Here is a 16,206-nt window from a genome sequence, read left to right as displayed (position 1 = left end):
CGTATCAATCGATTGGTTGTTCTTTATCCTAAGTTTAAAACTTAATGAAGCATTATACATCAATGCTGTTAGTTAAAAGAAATCAATACTCAAACATCGAAACCACTCTATTAATTATCTATAAGTAGTTTCGATTGATGTGCATCAGCTATTAGGGATATTTGTACTTTTGCTGCAGTTGCTAAGCGCGTAAGATAGCATAAATGAAGATCCTTAGACTAACATTGAGTAAGGTAAACGACATGTCAACCAAATACCTCAAGCGTTTCTTCAAGCCTCGTTCTATTGCAGTATTTGGCGCCACTGCCGAGTCAAATAACCTTGGAAATATAGTCTTGGGAAACTTGATTGACAGTGGTTTTCCTGGGCCGTTAATGGCCATTGGGCAAGAGGGTGAATCTTGCATAGCAGGTGTTAAGTGCTATGACTCACTTGCCTCCTTTCCCGAGATACCTGATCTGGCAATTATTTGTGCTCCTGCTCAACAGGTCGCCTCATGGGTGCGCAAATTGGGTGCCTATCAAGTGAAGGCGGCGATGATCCTGACTTCCGGTTTGGCTTACCTTCCTTCTGCTACTCATAAAAGCGTTAAAGACGAAGTCAAAGACGCAGCTCGCTCTTTTGGTATTCGAATACTAGGGCCGGATTGTATTGGTTTATTGGTGCCAGGTTCAAAAATGAACGCAAGTTCATCTCATATCAATATCAAAAAGGGGCGTGTGGCCTACATAGGGCAGTCGGGTTTGATTGGCGCGGCCATGATTGATTGGGCCAATGGGCAGGAGGTCGGTTTTTCTCACTTTCTTACACTCGGTGATGGGATTGATGTCGATGTGCCTTCAATAATCGACTATCTAGCAGGGGAGCCTGCAACTCATGCCATTTTGCTGCAAATGGATCGTGTTATTGGCACTTCACGCAATTTTATTTCGGCGTTGCGTGCTGCCTCGCGAAACAAGCTGGTATTGGTGTTGAAGTCAGGTGTTATCAACGATGGTCGGATTAAAGTGGAAGTGGCGGATGGTTTGAATAATGCCGATTTAGCATTTGACGCTGCGCTTAAGCGTGCAGGTGTTGTTAGAGTCGAAACATCAGACCATCTTTTTAATGCACTTGAAACTCTGACCCGCATGAAGCCTATGCGCGGTGAACGGATTGCCATCGTTGCCAATGGAATGGGGCCTAATGCACTAGCAAATGATCGCTTGATCCGCAAGCAAGGCCAGCTGTCTCAGCTTAGCCCAGAGACAGTCAAGCTTCTTGCTGATAAGCTCCCCGGCCATTGGAATGGCATGAACCCTATTGACCTTAATGTTGATGCGACTCCGACTCATTATGCAGATGTTATTAGTATTTTAAGTAAGGATCCTGAAGTTGATGTTATTTTAACCATCCATGCGCCGACGCGATTTGCTCCCAGTGTTGCCACTGCAACGGAGGTCATTAAAGCAGTGCGCAAAACCCCTCGTAATGTTTTAACCTGTTGGATGGGAAGAGAAACAGCCATTGCTGCGCGTAACACGTGTAATAGTGCTGGTATCACAACGTTTTTGACGCCAGAAGAGGCGATTGATGCGTTCATGTACATGGTTGAATACCATCGGAATCAGGCAGTAATGCGACAAACGCCAGCGCCTTATCAATTAGACAATGCGCCAAATCGAAAGCGTGCACATGATTTGATTCAGCAAGCTAAAGAGAGTGATAGAGATTATTTAACACATGCTGAATCTTGTCATTTGTTGGACTTGTACGATATTCCCACTGCTAACACACAATACGCGACAGATATTTCTGCCATTGTTGATATTGCCAGTCAACTGGGTGGATCTATTGCGATTAAAGCCTTGCATGAGGGCAATATTTATCCATTTAGTTACGAAAAGCATGAGCGGATGCGTTGGCAGGATTTAGCATTAGATTTGTACTCCATTCCTGAAGTTCGACATTCGGCTACAAAATTAGCCTACCGCGTTAGTGAGCGTTACCGATCTGAGCAAACCTTTGGATTTGCTATTCAGCAAATGAAGCGTGGGTTTCAATCCTTACAAATCAATTTAGGTATTACACGCGATGCGGTATTCGGACCTTTAATTGTATTCGGAGTGGGGGGGTATGTTGTTGATAGTATGGCTGATAGGAAGGTGATGCTACCCCCTCTCAATAGCGCTCTAGCTTATCAGTTGGTTAAAGATTCGCGTGCCTATAAGGTCATTGAAGAGAATAGCGACTGGTTAGAACGTGATATCAAAAATTTATGTGATGTTCTGATTAAATTGAGCCAGTTGGCAATTGACCTCCCTGAGATTAAAGCATTGGAAATAAACCCTTTGCTTTTGAATAAGAGAGGCATCTTGGTCATTGATGTATGTGTCTCTCTCGGGACGCCCATGCTTCCAGCAGTTTCTCCATATCCTGAGCACCTAACCGAGCGCATACAGCTAAGAAAATCAGGTCGGCCCGCTATATTGCGTGCTATTCGGGGAGAGGATGAGCCAGCACATCTTGAGTTTTATAAACAGTTATCGCCTGAGTCGATACGTTTGCGTTATTTCTATAGCAGAGGTGTCCCTACGCACCAAGAATTAGCGAATTGGACGCAGATTGACTATGATCGTGAAATGGCATTGATCGTTTCTGCACCAAAATTACAAGGTGATGGGATGGAAACTCTAGGTGTTGTTCGCGCGGTCACCGATGCCGACAATATTAAGGCTGAGTTTTCAGTAGTGGTTCGAGATGATTTGCAGGGAGAGGGTCTTGGTGTTGTCTTAATGGAAAAGGTTATAGAGTATTGCAGAGCTAAGGGCACATTGATGTTGGCAGGGTCAACATTGCCTGCAAATAAAGGCATGCAAGGGTTGGCGCGAAAGCTTGGATTTAAAAATAGTTATAACCCTGAAGAAGATGTAGTTGATATGAAAATGATGCTAAATGAACCTTCAGAGGATTGGCAGCGCTTAAGGCTACAGCAGTAGCCTCAGGTCTTTAAGTGTTTTAAGCTTCTTGTGGGCAAAAAATCTCATGGAGTGTGCTAATTAATCGTATGGCTTTATCACCATGTAGTGAGTAGTAAATTGTCTGAGACTCGCGACGTGTTTTAACCAAGCCATCCCTGCGTAACACTGCAAGGTGCTGTGATAGAGCTGATTGGCTGAGATCTAAGCAAGTATTTAATTCACTGACGGATAGCTCTTTTCCATCTAGATAGCATAAAATAAGTAGGCGGCTATCGTTGCCGAGTGCTTTAAGAAGTCGTGCCGCTTCAGCAGCATTTTGCTTCATGAGTGCTAAGTTGTCAGATCCAGATGCATTGACCTGAGGCTCAGTAGTGTTGACGGTAGAGGCCAATAGAGTGCTCCTGTGACTAAAGTATTATTACGGACGCTGTATTCTATAGAATCAGTCAGCAAAATTGAAAGCTTAGTTTATACTAACTTGGTATGTACTTATTCCTGTAACCTAGTTTTTTTGCTATTTACGTGATCTTGGTGAATTCTTTGAATATGGCAAACTTGGATGTTAAGCGTTATGTCTAAATGCGAAGACGAATTGTTATGTTAAAGAAGTGGGCAAAAGCGTCCAGCTTCTTGTTTCTATCTGTACTTCTGGGCTATTGGCAGCTTTCTTCTATTGCGTTTAGCCGCGTCACAATTGATTTTACACGCTTTCACCAGTTGATGGAAAGTCGCTATGGTGCCTCAAGATCAAGTGTCTCGCGAGAGTGGGAGCGAATGCTGAATGAGATTGCGCCACTATCAGATCAGGATAAAATCCAGCGCGTTAATCAGTTTTTTCATCGTCATTTACGTTATCAAACTGATATTCGTTTATGGGGAGTAGAGGATTATTGGGCGAGCCCTCTTGAAACCTTAGGTAAAGGGATGGGGGACTGCGAAGATTATGCTATAGCTAAGTACATTAGTTTGCGAAAAGCAGGGATTAGCGATAATAATTTGCGGTTAATCTATGTCCGTGCACGAACAGGTGGGCCTCGAAGTAGTGTGACCGAAGCCCACATGGTTCTTGGCTACTACCCTCATCCAACAGCCGAGCCCTTGATTTTAGATAGTCTGATCTCGACTGTTGAGCCCGCCTCAAGACGCCCTGATTTAACCCCTGTGTTCAGCTTTAATAGTGAAGGTCTGTGGGCGGGTAACTCTGCAACGCCTGCAGCTAGTTCGACGGCTCGCTTATCAAGATGGAGAAGCGTTCTGGATAGAATTCAACAAGAAGGGGTTAGTTTTTAATGATGTTTTTAACCATCGTGATGGAGGACGCTTTTAATGTCCCTTATTAAGCAATTATGGATAGCTGTTGTTGTTCTGATGATATTAGCATTCATTAGCAGTTTTTCAATAAGTACCTATACGGCAAAAGCCTATTTTGAAGAGCAGTTAACGCTTAAAAATATTGATAATGCTAATTCTTTAGCGCTGACGCTTTCTCAATTAGATAAGGATCCAGTGACTCTTGAGTTGTTGATTGCGGCTCAATTTGATACTGGTCATTATAACCGTATCGAGTTGATTGATCCTGAAGGCAATACCTTGCAACGTAAGCTCTATGAGGGTGAGGTGGGTTCGCAAATTCCAAGTTGGTTTTTGGAGTTGGCCCCTTTGAGTATCGAGCCAGGTATCTCTCAAGTGCAAGATGGTTGGCATCAATTTGGTACCTTGTATGTTGAGAGTCACACCCGCTATGCCTATGAAGCTTTGTGGGCCACAACACGAAACTTATTGTTCTGGTTATCGTTTGTGGCGTTAGCCTGTGGATTGTTAGGGACATTAATTCTCAAAGTGATTACTCGTCCTTTGGATGATGTTGTGACCCAAGCTGAAGCAATCGGGGGGCGGCGTTTTATTATGTCGGATGTCCCTAGAACACTTGAGTTTGGTCGGGTAGTAAGGGCTATGAATATTTTGTCTAGTCGAATTCGCCAAATGTTAGAAAGTGAAGCTCAGCGGTTGGAGGCGCTTCGTTACAAATATCAGCATGATCCTTTAACTGGGGTTGCGAATCGGGAGTACTTTATAAACCTATTGGATGCACATTTAGGTAGTGTTGATTCTGATAGTCATCATGCGATGTTTCTCGTGCGTGTTCATCATTTGGCGGACATTAATCAAGCGTTGGGACATAAACACACAGATGAATTATTAAGGAAGGTTGCATCAACCTTACGTGCGCTGACGGAGGAGTACACTGAGCAGTACAGCGACTGTTATGTGGGACGTTTAAATGGTAGTGATTTTGCTTTGTTGTTAAGTCAGGCCAGTGATTTGCGTTTATTATCCTCCGCGCTAGAAGAAAAGTTGTCAGCGTTATCAAATCAGTATGATAGTGCGCGGATAATACTTCCGCATGCTGCTTGCTATTTTACCTCACAGGATAAGCGTGCTACTTTGTTTGTTCATCTTGACAGCATGTTAGCAATTGCAGAGCAACGGGAGCAAACTTGTTGTGAAGTTTCCGATGTGCGCCAGATAGATGCCTGTTTTCATTCGGCCGACGAATGGAGACAAGCTTTGCATCAGGCGGTTGGTCATCGTGGTGTTAGAGCAGTTTACTATCCCGTTATGAGCAGTGAAAATAGCCTGCTTCAAAATGAGGCAATGATGCGACTCGAGCTCGGAGGTGTTTTAAGAAATGCAGGGTATTTTATACCTTGGGCGCGTCGTTTGGGTATGATGCCAGCACTCGATTTGGCTATGCTCAGGCACGTTTTAGCCGATGATGGGGTTGAGTCAAAACACCGCTCCATTGCTGTGAATATGTCCGTTGAGACCTTGTGTGATGTGGGTGCAAGACAGGAAGTTATAGAAGTCTTAAAAGCCTATCCGCAGCAAGCTTCTCAGTTGTGGTTAGAGTTTCCAGAGCGATCGGCCATTCTACATTTAAATGTATTTAAAGAATTTTGTGCCATGGCAAGACAAACGGGGTGTAAGTTAGGTTTAGAGAGAGCCGGGGCTGATTTCGCGAAGATTAAGAGCTTGCAAGAGCTTGGACTGGATTATATTAAGATCGATAGTGCCTTCGTGAGGGATTTAGCCGAGAGTGGTTCAACTGAATCTTTTTTGCGAGGTTTGTGTACATTAGGTCATTCAATAGGCTTGCTCCTAATTGCTGAAGGTGTGCAGAGTCAGGAGGAGGCTAAGATATTGAAAGAGATTGGGGTAGATGGCATCACGGGACCTGGAGTTAACTCTCTCTAAAAAGGGAGCTAACTCCAGTCGCTCATTTTACTTAACGAATTGTAATTTCAACTCGACGGTTTTGAGCACGTCCAGCGGCTGTCGCATTATCAGCAACTGGACGGTTATAGCTATAGCCCGCTGTGCTTAATCGAGGACGATTGACACCTTGGCTAACTAAGTAATCGGCCACGCTAGCTGCTCGTCTTTCGGATAAGCTCTGGTTGTATTGCAAAGAGCCTTTATTATCCGTATGCCCTTCAACTGTCACTTGTGATTCTGAGTATTCATTCAAAATCTTGGCAACTTGGTTGAGTGTTGGAATAAATGTAGGCTGTATGGTCGATTGATCAGTGTTGAACGTAATGTTTCCTGGCATTACTAACTGGATCGCATCACCAACACGACGCACATCAACTCCACTGCCTTCAAGGTTCTGACGTAAAGATGATTCTTGCTGATCCATCACACTTAAACGCGGTGCTGGGGCTGGAACTTCAATAATAGGGCATACTGTAGATGTATCCAGTTGGCTAGATTCGTCACCTAGCTCCGTTAAAGAAGGCAGCTCATCTTTAACAACATTGAGTGCGGGCAGTAGTTGCCCCATACCTGTATAGGTTCTTGCTAGTGCAATGCTTTTGTCATATAGAGCATTCGTGTAGGCACGACTAGCCTGATAGTATTCGTTCTCAGAGTCGAGGACATCTAATAATGTTCTTTGTCCAATATCAAACTGATTTTTATATGCATTACGAACGTTATTAGAAGACAAACGATGCTGATTTAAAGCGGGGAGCTGCAAGTCAAGCTTTTGCACATCGTTGTATGCAATCTGAACGGTCTGACGTAAATCGACGCAGGCTTTATCACGCAGGTCTTTTGCAATGTTTACTTCTTCATAGGCTCTTCGCAGAGACGCTTGATCGCGCCCGCCGTTTAGCAAGTTGTAACGAAACTCTATAGCAACTCGTCCGTCTGCTTGATTGTTGTTGTTTCCAACATCGTCAAATGTTTGCATCCCATAACGGGCGTTGAGATTAACACGTGGTCGGAAGTTTGCATTTTCAGTGCCTACAGCGGCTTCTGCTGCTGAGATGTTCCGTATAGCTGCATGAAAATCCGGATTGCCTTGGTAAGCTAAATTCAATGCTTCAACGATTGATGCAGGTATTTGGTTTGCAGTTATGCTAATGGGAGTCATGTCGCCAGGTGGTAATTCACCAACAATCCGTAAGAAGCGTGCACTGACATCATGTAAGTTAGACATTTCAGTTAGCAGGTTGGATTCGGCTAAAGATAAGCGTCCACTGATTTGTTCGAGATCAGCACGTCTGGCCACACCAGCGCGAGCACTTTCTTCAATTTGATTAAATACAGAAATGTGTTCTGCTAAGTTTTCTTCAGCAAGTTTCACAAGTTCGCGATAGCGCATGACATCTTCGTACGCAACGAGAGCATTGAGGGTCGTTGATTCAATAGTGCCCATCAACTCAAAATAGCGGACAAGTTGCGCACTATTTAGACGTTTGACTTCGCTTGAGGTTCTAAACCCATCATAGAGCATTTGCGTCATTGACAACTCAGCTGCTCCACCATCAAAGTTGCTGTTTGGGCCATAATCACGCCACTCGTAGCCATAGCTGGCTAAAAAATCCAAAGTAGGGCGAAAACCAGAACGTGCAATGTCAACATCATATTCAGAAGCCAAAAACGTATGCCAGCTTGCTTGCACCTCAGGGTTGCTTTCAATCGCTCTTTTAGCAATGTCGGCAATGGTGGTTGCGTGTGCTTGAGTTAGAAGGCCTGTTGATAATAAGCATAATCCTGCAACTAGGCGAGGAAGAAGCTTTCTTTTGTGCTGAGTTATCATATCCATATTTCCATGCATCTAAGCTCTAGAAGGAGTTTCTTTTAGAGACGTTTTGGGTTGTCTGCAACTTCACTCAACAATCTTGCTAAGATTACGTAATTATTGCAGCAGTTAATAATCAGTCTAGTCGGGCATCTTATTAATTTAAATGAATCGTCTCCTCTTCAGGGTCTTCGGAGAGAAGATCTAGTCTGTTTGCTTTTTTTCTGAGTGTTTGGCGTCGCAACAGTTTTAACTGAGCCGCTTGAGGAAGCTCAGTGAATTGAATGATTTGCTTTTCAGTGAGCAAATCTATCAAGTCATCAACAACCCGTATTAGTTCAGTGTCGTTAAACGCAAGGGAGTCAGCCTTGGAGTCTTGGACTGAAAAAGGCAGAAAGTCCATTAGATCCGAAGCGTCATCTTCAACCCACTCATAAAATTCCGCACTTTTGTCTATGCTGACGGCTATGATTTTTGCTTCATGATTGCGTTTAACGTACATGCGAACGTCCTTTATTCTCGTTAATTAACGAAGGCCTCTACGGCCCGACTCTAGCAATTAGCATCAAATGCATCCGATCTTTAACCTGAAGCTTTTCATAAATCGAGGTTAAATGAGCTTTGACGGTTCGTTCAGTAATATTAAGCTGCTTTGCTACTTCCTTATTAGAGGCACCTTGTGCAACGGCCTCGGTTACTTGGCGTTCTCTTTGCGTCAAAATTTCTAAGGGTGATTTCTGAAAACTATTGGGCTCAGGTAAGATATTTGATAGAGATCCTATAATACGGGTTAGTAATGGTGCAGGTAACCACATGGCACCATTAGTTACCGTTTCTGCGACTTGTTTTAATGTATTAACGTTTGCCAGCGCCTCGACATACGCTCGAGCACCTAATTCTAGGGCTTGACGGAGTTCTGCAAGTGTCATGCGCTTAGATAATGCAATCACGGGTATTCCTAGCTGTGTATAGTCAGAAATGAGTGATTGCCAATTTTCGATGCCAACCACGATCCATACAACATCAGATTGATGAAATTGTGGTTCAAACTGTGTTGTTGAAATAATCTCAGCATCTGGAAATGCCATAGACCAGCGAGAAATTTTTAGATTATCGTCCGTAATAAATGTATTTTTTATATTCATCGTTCTGTCATCGCCTGAGAAGTCGCACGTAACACGGGTTTTAGTAAGTATTCAAGTACGGTTTTCTTGCCTGTCATAATATCTACCTGCGTCGTCATGCCTGGAATGATTAGCAAGTCATCTGCGAAGCCGGAGGTGTGCGTTTGTAATCTTACAAGGTAATAGGTGTTATCTTTTTCATCCGTTATTGTATCGGCACTTATGTGCTGAACTTCAGCAATTAGTCCACCAAAAATTGCAAAATCATATGCGGTGAACTTGATCATGGCCTGCTGTCCTGGACGAATAAAGGCGATGTCCTTTGGCTGTATCCTTGCTTCAATGATCAAAGCATCGTCTAAGGGGATGATTTCTACAATATCTCGACCGGGTGTGACAACTCCACCGACAGTATTTACAAATAAGCGTTGTACAGTTCCTCGAACAGGTGAGCGTATATCTGTTTGAGTAACCTTGTCGGCTAAACCTGTTTCGGCTTCTGTTAGAGCTTCAAGTCTAGCTCGGCTTTCTGAAAGTTGAGCTCGCCACTTATTAGAGGTATTGAGTTGGGCCTCTCGTATTTTATTTCGGGCCTCTTCTATGGCCGATGATGCGCGGCTTATTGCTGCTTCGGCACGATTAAGTTCACCTCTGGCGTTAGAAACCTCTCTTTCTAAACGTATGATATCGACATCCGACACGGCGCCCGAGCTAAGTAAGGGACGGGTGACGTCAAGCTCTCGGGAACTCAAAGAAAGTGAGCGGGCATACTGGTCGCGTGCTGCACGAGCTTCACGAAGATCTTGTTGGCGTTGTGCCAGCTGTTGTTCAAAAATACCACTTTGTTCACTTAGTTCTTCTAGGTTAGAAAAGTACAGCCGCCTTTCGAGAGCAACGATTTCAGGAGCCTCAAGTTCTAGTTCCGCTGAGAAATCGGGTTCAACTCCATCTGTTAGCGCGCGTAAGCGAGCGACTTCAGCACTTAGGGCTAAAAATTGAGCACGGCTTTCTCTGAAGCTGGAAATGAAGCGAGTTGGATCAATTTTAATAAGGGTTTGGCCGGGTTCAACAATCTCACCCTCGCGCACGAGAATGCCTTCAACAATACCACCATCCAATGATTGTATAATTTGCAGTTGTTGAGAAGGGATAACTTTACCATCTCCGCGAGCAACTTCATCTAAGGGAGCAAATGCAGACCATATAATTAAGAGTATAAGAATGCATGCCATCACATACAAAAGACGACGGCCACGAACAGGCTCTTGTTGAATATGGGCCCACTGTGCATCTGCTGACCAGTCAGTGTTATCTGATTGGTTTAATAAGCGTCCGAAGAGCTTTTCAATAACTGTAATGCCTTTATCACCAACACTCGTTGAAAGAGTGCCCAGTTTTTCAAAACCTTTCTGCTCTGTTGTTTTATATGTTTTAGTCTCTGTCATTATGATGCGCTCCCGACACGACCTTGTCGTAAGGCTTCCATTACATCATTTTTAGGGCCATCTGCCATAATCATGCCACCATCAATCACTATAATTCTGTCAGCTAGTGCAAGTAGTGATGTTCTATGTGTGATGATGATCATCGTTTTATCTTGGCCAAAGGTTTGAAGGTTTTGTTTAATATATTCTTCGCTTGAATGGTCCAAAGATCCTGTTGGTTCATCAAGTAGCAGAAGTGGTGGGTTGTTAATGACAGCTCGCGCGATTGCAACAGCTTGGCGCTGGCCGCCGGATAAAAGCTGTCCTTTTTCACCAACTGGCATGTCAAATCCAGCAGGATGCGAATTGATAAAAGGAGCTAAGCCACTAATGTTGGCAGATTGAATAATTTCCTCATCTGTAGCATTCGAAGAAGACGTGATTATATTGTCTTTTAATGAGCCAAAGAATAAAGTAATGTCTTGAGGCACATATCCAATATCTCGTCTAAGCTCTGCGGGGTCAATTTGTCTAATATCAACTCCGTCAACTAAGACAGCGCCAGATTCAGGTTCGTAGAGCCCAAGTATTAGTTTTTCTAGTGTGCTTTTACCCGAACCATTTCTACCTAAAATGGCAACGTGCTCACCCGCTTTTATTTTAAAACTGACACGAGATAACGCGAGTCTTTCGTCATCAGGGTAACGAAAGTTAACATTTTTAAACTCAATATCGCCTTTTAATCTTGGTCGTGTAACCCAGTTTTTTCCGGCAGGGCGTTCTACAGGGCGCTCCATTAGATCATTAAGAGATTGCATCGCCGTTGCGGCATTATGATATTGTGATAAAAGGCCTGCTGCTTGGCTAATAGGAGCCATAGCTCGAGAAGATAAAAGATAAGCTGCAATAAGGCCGCCTTGTGTGAGTTGGCCTTCAATGATCATATAAACACCAATGATGATGATGCAAACGGCAACGCTGTGTTGCACCCACTGCGCACCACTGGTAATTGAGGAAGCGATCAAGCGCATTTGGGAAGTATTGCGCGATAAAAACTGTGTTGTTTTTTCCCAGATGGATTGAATTTTACTTTCACCGCCAAAACATTTTAGAGTTTCAATATTTGAAATGCTTTCAACTAATGTCGCGTTTCGCATGGCACCAGCACGCATGGAGTCTTCAGAGAGTTTATGCATTTTGCTCTGTGCGGATAGTGCATATAGGAGTATTAAAGTAGCGCCGAATATAATAGGTAAAACAAGTGGCCACCCTATGATGGCTATAATGATGGCGAAAAAAGCGACAAAAGGTAGGTCAACGAGTGAAACGACAGTCATTGAGCCAATAAAGCTTCGGATCGATTCAAATGATTGAACGTTTGAGGCAAAGGAGCCTGATGATGCTGGACGATTGACCAGTTTCATGCCCAGTACGCGTTCCATGATTGAGGAGGATAGTTTGACATCGGCTCGGCTCGCGGCTAAGTCGATAAACCAGCTTCTCATCAGCTTTAAAACTAAATCGGAGCAGAGCACAAGAAAGACACCTGCACTTAATACCCAGAGTGTATCGGTTGCATGATTGGGTACAACTCTATCGTACACATTCATGATAAATAATGGCATGGCAATGGCGAAGAGGTTAATCATTATTGCCGATATTATAACGTCTCTATAAATTCGACGATTATCTTTGATGACGCTCCAAAACCAATGGCGTTCTTTTAACTCTTTAATCTCAGGCGCGCGTTTGTCAAATTGAAGTTCTGGCTTTATGTAAATTACGTTGCCTGTATAGCCTGACTCTAACTTTGATATGGGTACAGTTAATACTTTTGATGAGTTAATCTGAGGGAATATAACTTTAGCCGTGTTTTCCTCTTGGTTAATTTCCAGTAGTACACAGGCATTATCCTTTTTTAGAATTAAAATGGCAGGAAGCATTTCAGATAGGATTGATTGCAGCGCTGTGTTTGAAAAACGTGTAGATAAGTCAGCTCTTTTGGCAGATCTGGGGAACACAGAAGGAGTTAAAACGCCCTTTTCAAGTGGTAAGCCAGCAATAGCAGACTCGCGTGATAGTGCTCTGTCATGATGCTTACATATGATTAATAAGCAATCTACAAGAATCCCACCACGATTTTCTGAAGCTACTGTTGTCGACATAAGGTCCCTTAAATGTAAATAACATGACTATCGTTTTGGGTAGTGGCGATAGCCATGTAAATGACAAATTGTTCTTATCAATCTCAACGTTGTGCTGTAAGTTCTTTAAGATCAAGGGCTTCACAGGCTAACTCAGTAGGATCTAGAGAGTCGGCTCCAAGTTCTTCAAGAGTTGGCAGGCCTTCACGCACAATATTTAATGAAGTCAGTAGTTGTCCTGTGAGTGTAAGGGACTCCGCTGCCACAATGTTTCTATCAGCTAGTGCATTCACATAGGCGCGACTAGCTTGAAAAAACTCATTTTCAGAATCGAGAACATCTAGTAAAGATCGCTGCCCTATATCAAATTGATTTTTGTACGCCATTCTAACGTTGTCAGAAGAAATACGATGTTGATTTAAAAATGGAATCTGCTCATCAAGCTTGCGTATGTTGCTTAAGGAAGTTTGAACAGCTTCGCGTAAAACTACACAGGACGCATCTTTTTGAGATTCAGTTGCTAAGTGCTCATGGGTCGCTTTGTTAATGTTGGCAATATCGCGACCGCCCTTGTAAATATTAAGTCGGAAATCAAGCGCTGCACGGCTTTCTGACTCTTGATTGTTCGTGCCTTGTGAGTCAAACGTTCTAGTTGTGTGCCTGGCATTAAAACTAAGTTCTGGAAGTAAAATGCCTTTTTGAAGTTTTTCATTGGCTTTTGCAGCTTCTACGTTACGAATAGCTGCATGAAACCCAGGGTTGGCCTGATATGCCAAATGAAGAGCTTCACGAGTGTTGGCTGGAACTAGGTTGTCATTGAATTGTAAGGGGGTGAGGTTGTCACCTGGTAATGCCCCAACAATGCGTAAATACCGAGCACTTACGTCGTGAAGGTTGGAAAGCTCTATCAATAAGTTTGTTTCCGCAAGCGATAAGCGACCACTGATCTGTTCTAAGTCGGCGCGTCGTGCAACGCCAGCCCTAGCGCTTTCTTCAATTTGATTGTATACAGAGATGTGTTCAGCAAGATTTTCTTCCGCTAACCTTGCCAGCTCTCGAAAGCGAAGTACATCTTCATATGCTTTTAAAGCCGAAAGTGTAGTGTTCTCTATACTGTCAAGTAATTCGAAATAGCGAACAAGCTGAAGATTACTAAAGCGTTTAATGTCGTTAGAGGTGCGTAGTCCATCATAAAGCATCTGTGTTAGTGTCATTTGAACAGATGCGCCGTCATAGCTACGTTTGGATTTATAGTCGTTCCATTCGAAACCGTAAGAGGCAAGAAAATCTAAGGTTGGACGATAGCCACTTTGTGCTGCATCAATATCGTATCCAGATGCAATGAAATTATGCCAGCTGGCCTGGATTTCGGGGTTGCTTTCAATTGCGTGTTTTACAACATCGGGAAAGTGATTGGATGCTGTTTCAGCTAGAGTAAGTGTGCTCGTAGAATATAAGCATATGCTAGCAATTAGGGTGCATAGAGTTTTACTTTTTTTACTGTTGATCATATTCCCGAAGTCCTTGTTAAGTAGAATAGCCGATCTAGATAGTTCTGTTTTTTCTTTTTTTTCTGCTTTTGGATTTATTTTATTTTTAAGCATTTACAATAAAGAACGTTATCATAAAACAGTGAGGATGAGTGCACAATACTTGTTAGGAATCATTTAATTCTTGCGTTTTTTCTGATTTGCATTTTATTGCATGGGATAAAAATAGAAAATAAATCGTTTGTTTTAATTTGTCCCTTATTTTGCAGTGTAATAAAATTAAACATATGTTTTGTGTGGGTCCTTTCTTGTCGATCTCTTATTCTATTTTCAATTTATTCATACTAAAAGGTCTGAACTGTACATCGGTACAATACCTATTTGTCTGCTAAAGACTAGTATGTACACCATATAAATCCTATAGATAAGTGATTTTTATCGTCGCTTGTCAAATGCAGTATTAGATAAGGTGCTGATTTTATGGAAAACTTTGTGGCTGTTGTAACTAGTTTGACTGGTGACGTTTGGGCAAGATCTTTTGATGGTAGCCTGCGTTTACTTCAAGTGGGCGATGGACTATTGCCGGGAGAAACGCTTGTTACGGCAACAGGCGCAGAAGTTGTGCTTGATTTTGAGGGTGAGTTGGTTTCAGTAGGACCAGATCAATCGCTCTTAATGTCGGCATCCCAGCGCAGTGCAGCACCTGATGTGTCTGATGAAAGTGTCGTTGTTGATCCTACACTAGATGCAATTTTAGCGGCGCTTGATGGCGATGGTGATTTATTAGATGAGTTAGAGGCTCCTGCTGCTGGTACTGATGGTGCGCCAGATGGTGGTGGGGCTTCCTTTGTTCAGTTGACACGTATTGTTGAAGCTGTTGATCCACTAGCTTTCCAGTTTGGCACTATAGGCGCTGAGAGCTTTGAAGGTCTAATTTTCGATGGTGCAACCGTAAACGACCCAGGAACGTTAACTACGCTTGTCAATAACCCGAACTCGGGCACGATTGTTGTGACTGGTGATACAACTAACATACCACCCGGAAACACAGTTGTTATTGTTATTACGGACAAGAATAACAATACGGTAACTACATCAGCTGTAGTTGAAGAAAATGGTAGTTATACCACTGAAGATGTCGATGTTACAGACCTTACAGATGGTCCAATTACTATAGATACGTCTACGACTGATAACGATGGCAATCCTGTAACGGATCAAACAACAGTAGAGCTGGATATTGTCGAGTCCGAGATTACGGTTGAGACTGAGGTCGATAACACAGGTCCAAGTATTACGGTTACAGGTGATACCACTGATATCCCTCCCGGCTCAGAGCTGGAAGTCACCATTACCGACCAAAATGGCAATACCGTCACGACAACCGCGATTGTTGAAGAAGATGGTAGCTACACCGTTGATCTAGATATTACTGATTTAACCGATGGCGATTTGGATATTGTCGTTACAGGTACAGACAATAACGGCAATCCAGTGACTGGAACGGGTACCGATGAGCTGGATGCCGTGCCTTCAGAGATCACAGTTGAGACTGACGTCGACAACACGGGTCCAAGCATTACGGTTACAGGTGATACCACTGATATCCCGCCCGGCTCAGAGCTGGAAGTCACCATTACCGACCAAAATGGCAATACCGTCACGACAACCGCGATTGTTGAAGAAGATGGTAGCTACACTGTTGATCTAGATATTACTGATTTAACCGATGGCGATTTGGATATTGTCGTTACAGGTACAGACAATAACGGCAATCCAGTGACTGGAACGGGTACTGATGAACTGGATGCCGTGCCTTCAGAGATCACAGTTGAGACTGACGTCGATAATACAGGTCCAAGCATTACGGTTACAGGTGATACCACTGATATCCCACCCGGCTCAGAGCTGGAAGTCACCATTACCGACCAAAATGGCAATACCGTCACGACAACCGCGATTGTTGAAGAAGATG

The 16,206-nt window shown here is 43.3% G+C and carries 11 protein-coding genes; 4 read left to right on the top strand and 7 right to left on the bottom strand.

Annotation, left to right across the window (positions count from 1 at the left end; translation table 11 throughout):
* Positions 1 to 242: 242 nt before the first annotated feature.
* Entirely contained in the window at positions 243 to 2,978 is a 2,736-nt protein-coding gene (locus DN062_RS06455; protein WP_112158522.1) for a bifunctional acetate--CoA ligase family protein/GNAT family N-acetyltransferase, read from the top strand.
* Positions 2,979 to 2,997: 19 nt separating this feature from the next.
* On the opposite strand, the gene DN062_RS06450 is transcribed toward DN062_RS06455, so the two are convergent.
* A complete protein-coding gene (locus DN062_RS06450) occupies positions 2,998 to 3,285 on the bottom strand; it encodes an ArsR/SmtB family transcription factor (RefSeq protein WP_112158795.1) in 288 nt (95 codons plus the stop codon).
* A gap of 272 nt (positions 3,286 to 3,557) precedes the next feature.
* Between DN062_RS06450 and DN062_RS06445 the strand changes: the two genes are divergently transcribed.
* Both DN062_RS06445 and DN062_RS06440 read left to right on the top strand, forming a co-directional pair.
* The gene (locus DN062_RS06445; protein WP_112158521.1) at positions 3,558 to 4,250 is read left to right on the top strand and encodes a transglutaminase-like cysteine peptidase; all 693 of its coding nucleotides are present in this window, start codon (positions 3,558 to 3,560) and stop codon (positions 4,248 to 4,250) included.
* Between the two features lie 36 nt (positions 4,251 to 4,286).
* Positions 4,287 to 6,215 (top strand): bifunctional diguanylate cyclase/phosphodiesterase, encoded by a 1,929-nt coding sequence (locus DN062_RS06440; protein ID WP_112158520.1) that lies wholly within the window; start codon positions 4,287 to 4,289, stop codon positions 6,213 to 6,215.
* 31 nt (positions 6,216 to 6,246) lie between these two features.
* On the opposite strand, the gene DN062_RS06435 is transcribed toward DN062_RS06440, so the two are convergent.
* From DN062_RS06435 to DN062_RS06410, 6 genes are all read right to left on the bottom strand, one after another.
* On the bottom strand, positions 6,247 to 8,067 hold the full coding sequence (locus tag DN062_RS06435; RefSeq protein WP_133256750.1) for a YiaD family glycine zipper/OmpA-like lipoprotein: 1,821 nt from the start codon (positions 8,065 to 8,067) through the stop codon (positions 6,247 to 6,249).
* A gap of 139 nt (positions 8,068 to 8,206) precedes the next feature.
* A complete protein-coding gene (locus DN062_RS06430; protein WP_112158518.1) occupies positions 8,207 to 8,551 on the bottom strand; it encodes a tryptophan synthase subunit beta like protein in 345 nt (114 codons plus the stop codon).
* Positions 8,552 to 8,588: 37 nt separating this feature from the next.
* Positions 8,589 to 9,194 carry a helix-turn-helix transcriptional regulator gene (locus tag DN062_RS06425; protein ID WP_112158517.1) on the bottom strand — a complete coding sequence of 202 codons (606 nt, stop codon included), beginning with the start codon at positions 9,192 to 9,194 and terminating at the stop codon, positions 8,589 to 8,591.
* Entirely contained in the window at positions 9,191 to 10,618 is a 1,428-nt protein-coding gene (locus DN062_RS06420; RefSeq protein WP_112158516.1) for an HlyD family type I secretion periplasmic adaptor subunit, read from the bottom strand. Before DN062_RS06420 ends, DN062_RS06425 begins: the two co-directional genes overlap by 4 nt.
* Complete coding sequence (locus DN062_RS06415; protein ID WP_112158515.1) at positions 10,618 to 12,762, bottom strand: type I secretion system permease/ATPase; 2,145 nt, start codon at positions 12,760 to 12,762, stop codon at positions 10,618 to 10,620. The genes DN062_RS06420 and DN062_RS06415 overlap by 1 nt, the downstream gene beginning before the upstream one ends.
* 83 nt (positions 12,763 to 12,845) lie before the next feature.
* Positions 12,846 to 14,345 (bottom strand): TolC family outer membrane protein, encoded by a 1,500-nt coding sequence (locus DN062_RS06410; RefSeq protein ID WP_112158514.1) that lies wholly within the window; start codon positions 14,343 to 14,345, stop codon positions 12,846 to 12,848.
* A 366-nt stretch (positions 14,346 to 14,711) separates the two neighbouring features.
* Between DN062_RS06410 and DN062_RS06405 the strand changes: the two genes are divergently transcribed.
* Positions 14,712 to 16,206 (top strand): retention module-containing protein (locus DN062_RS06405; protein WP_112158513.1); only part of this gene is annotated, 1,495 nt, incomplete at its 3' end.

The organism is Nitrincola tibetensis (assembly GCF_003284585.1).
GTDB classification, from domain to species: Bacteria; Pseudomonadota; Gammaproteobacteria; order Pseudomonadales; family Balneatricaceae; genus Nitrincola; species Nitrincola tibetensis.
The sequence above is the reverse complement of the archived record's forward strand: the minus strand, read 5'-3'. Positions and strand labels throughout refer to the sequence as shown.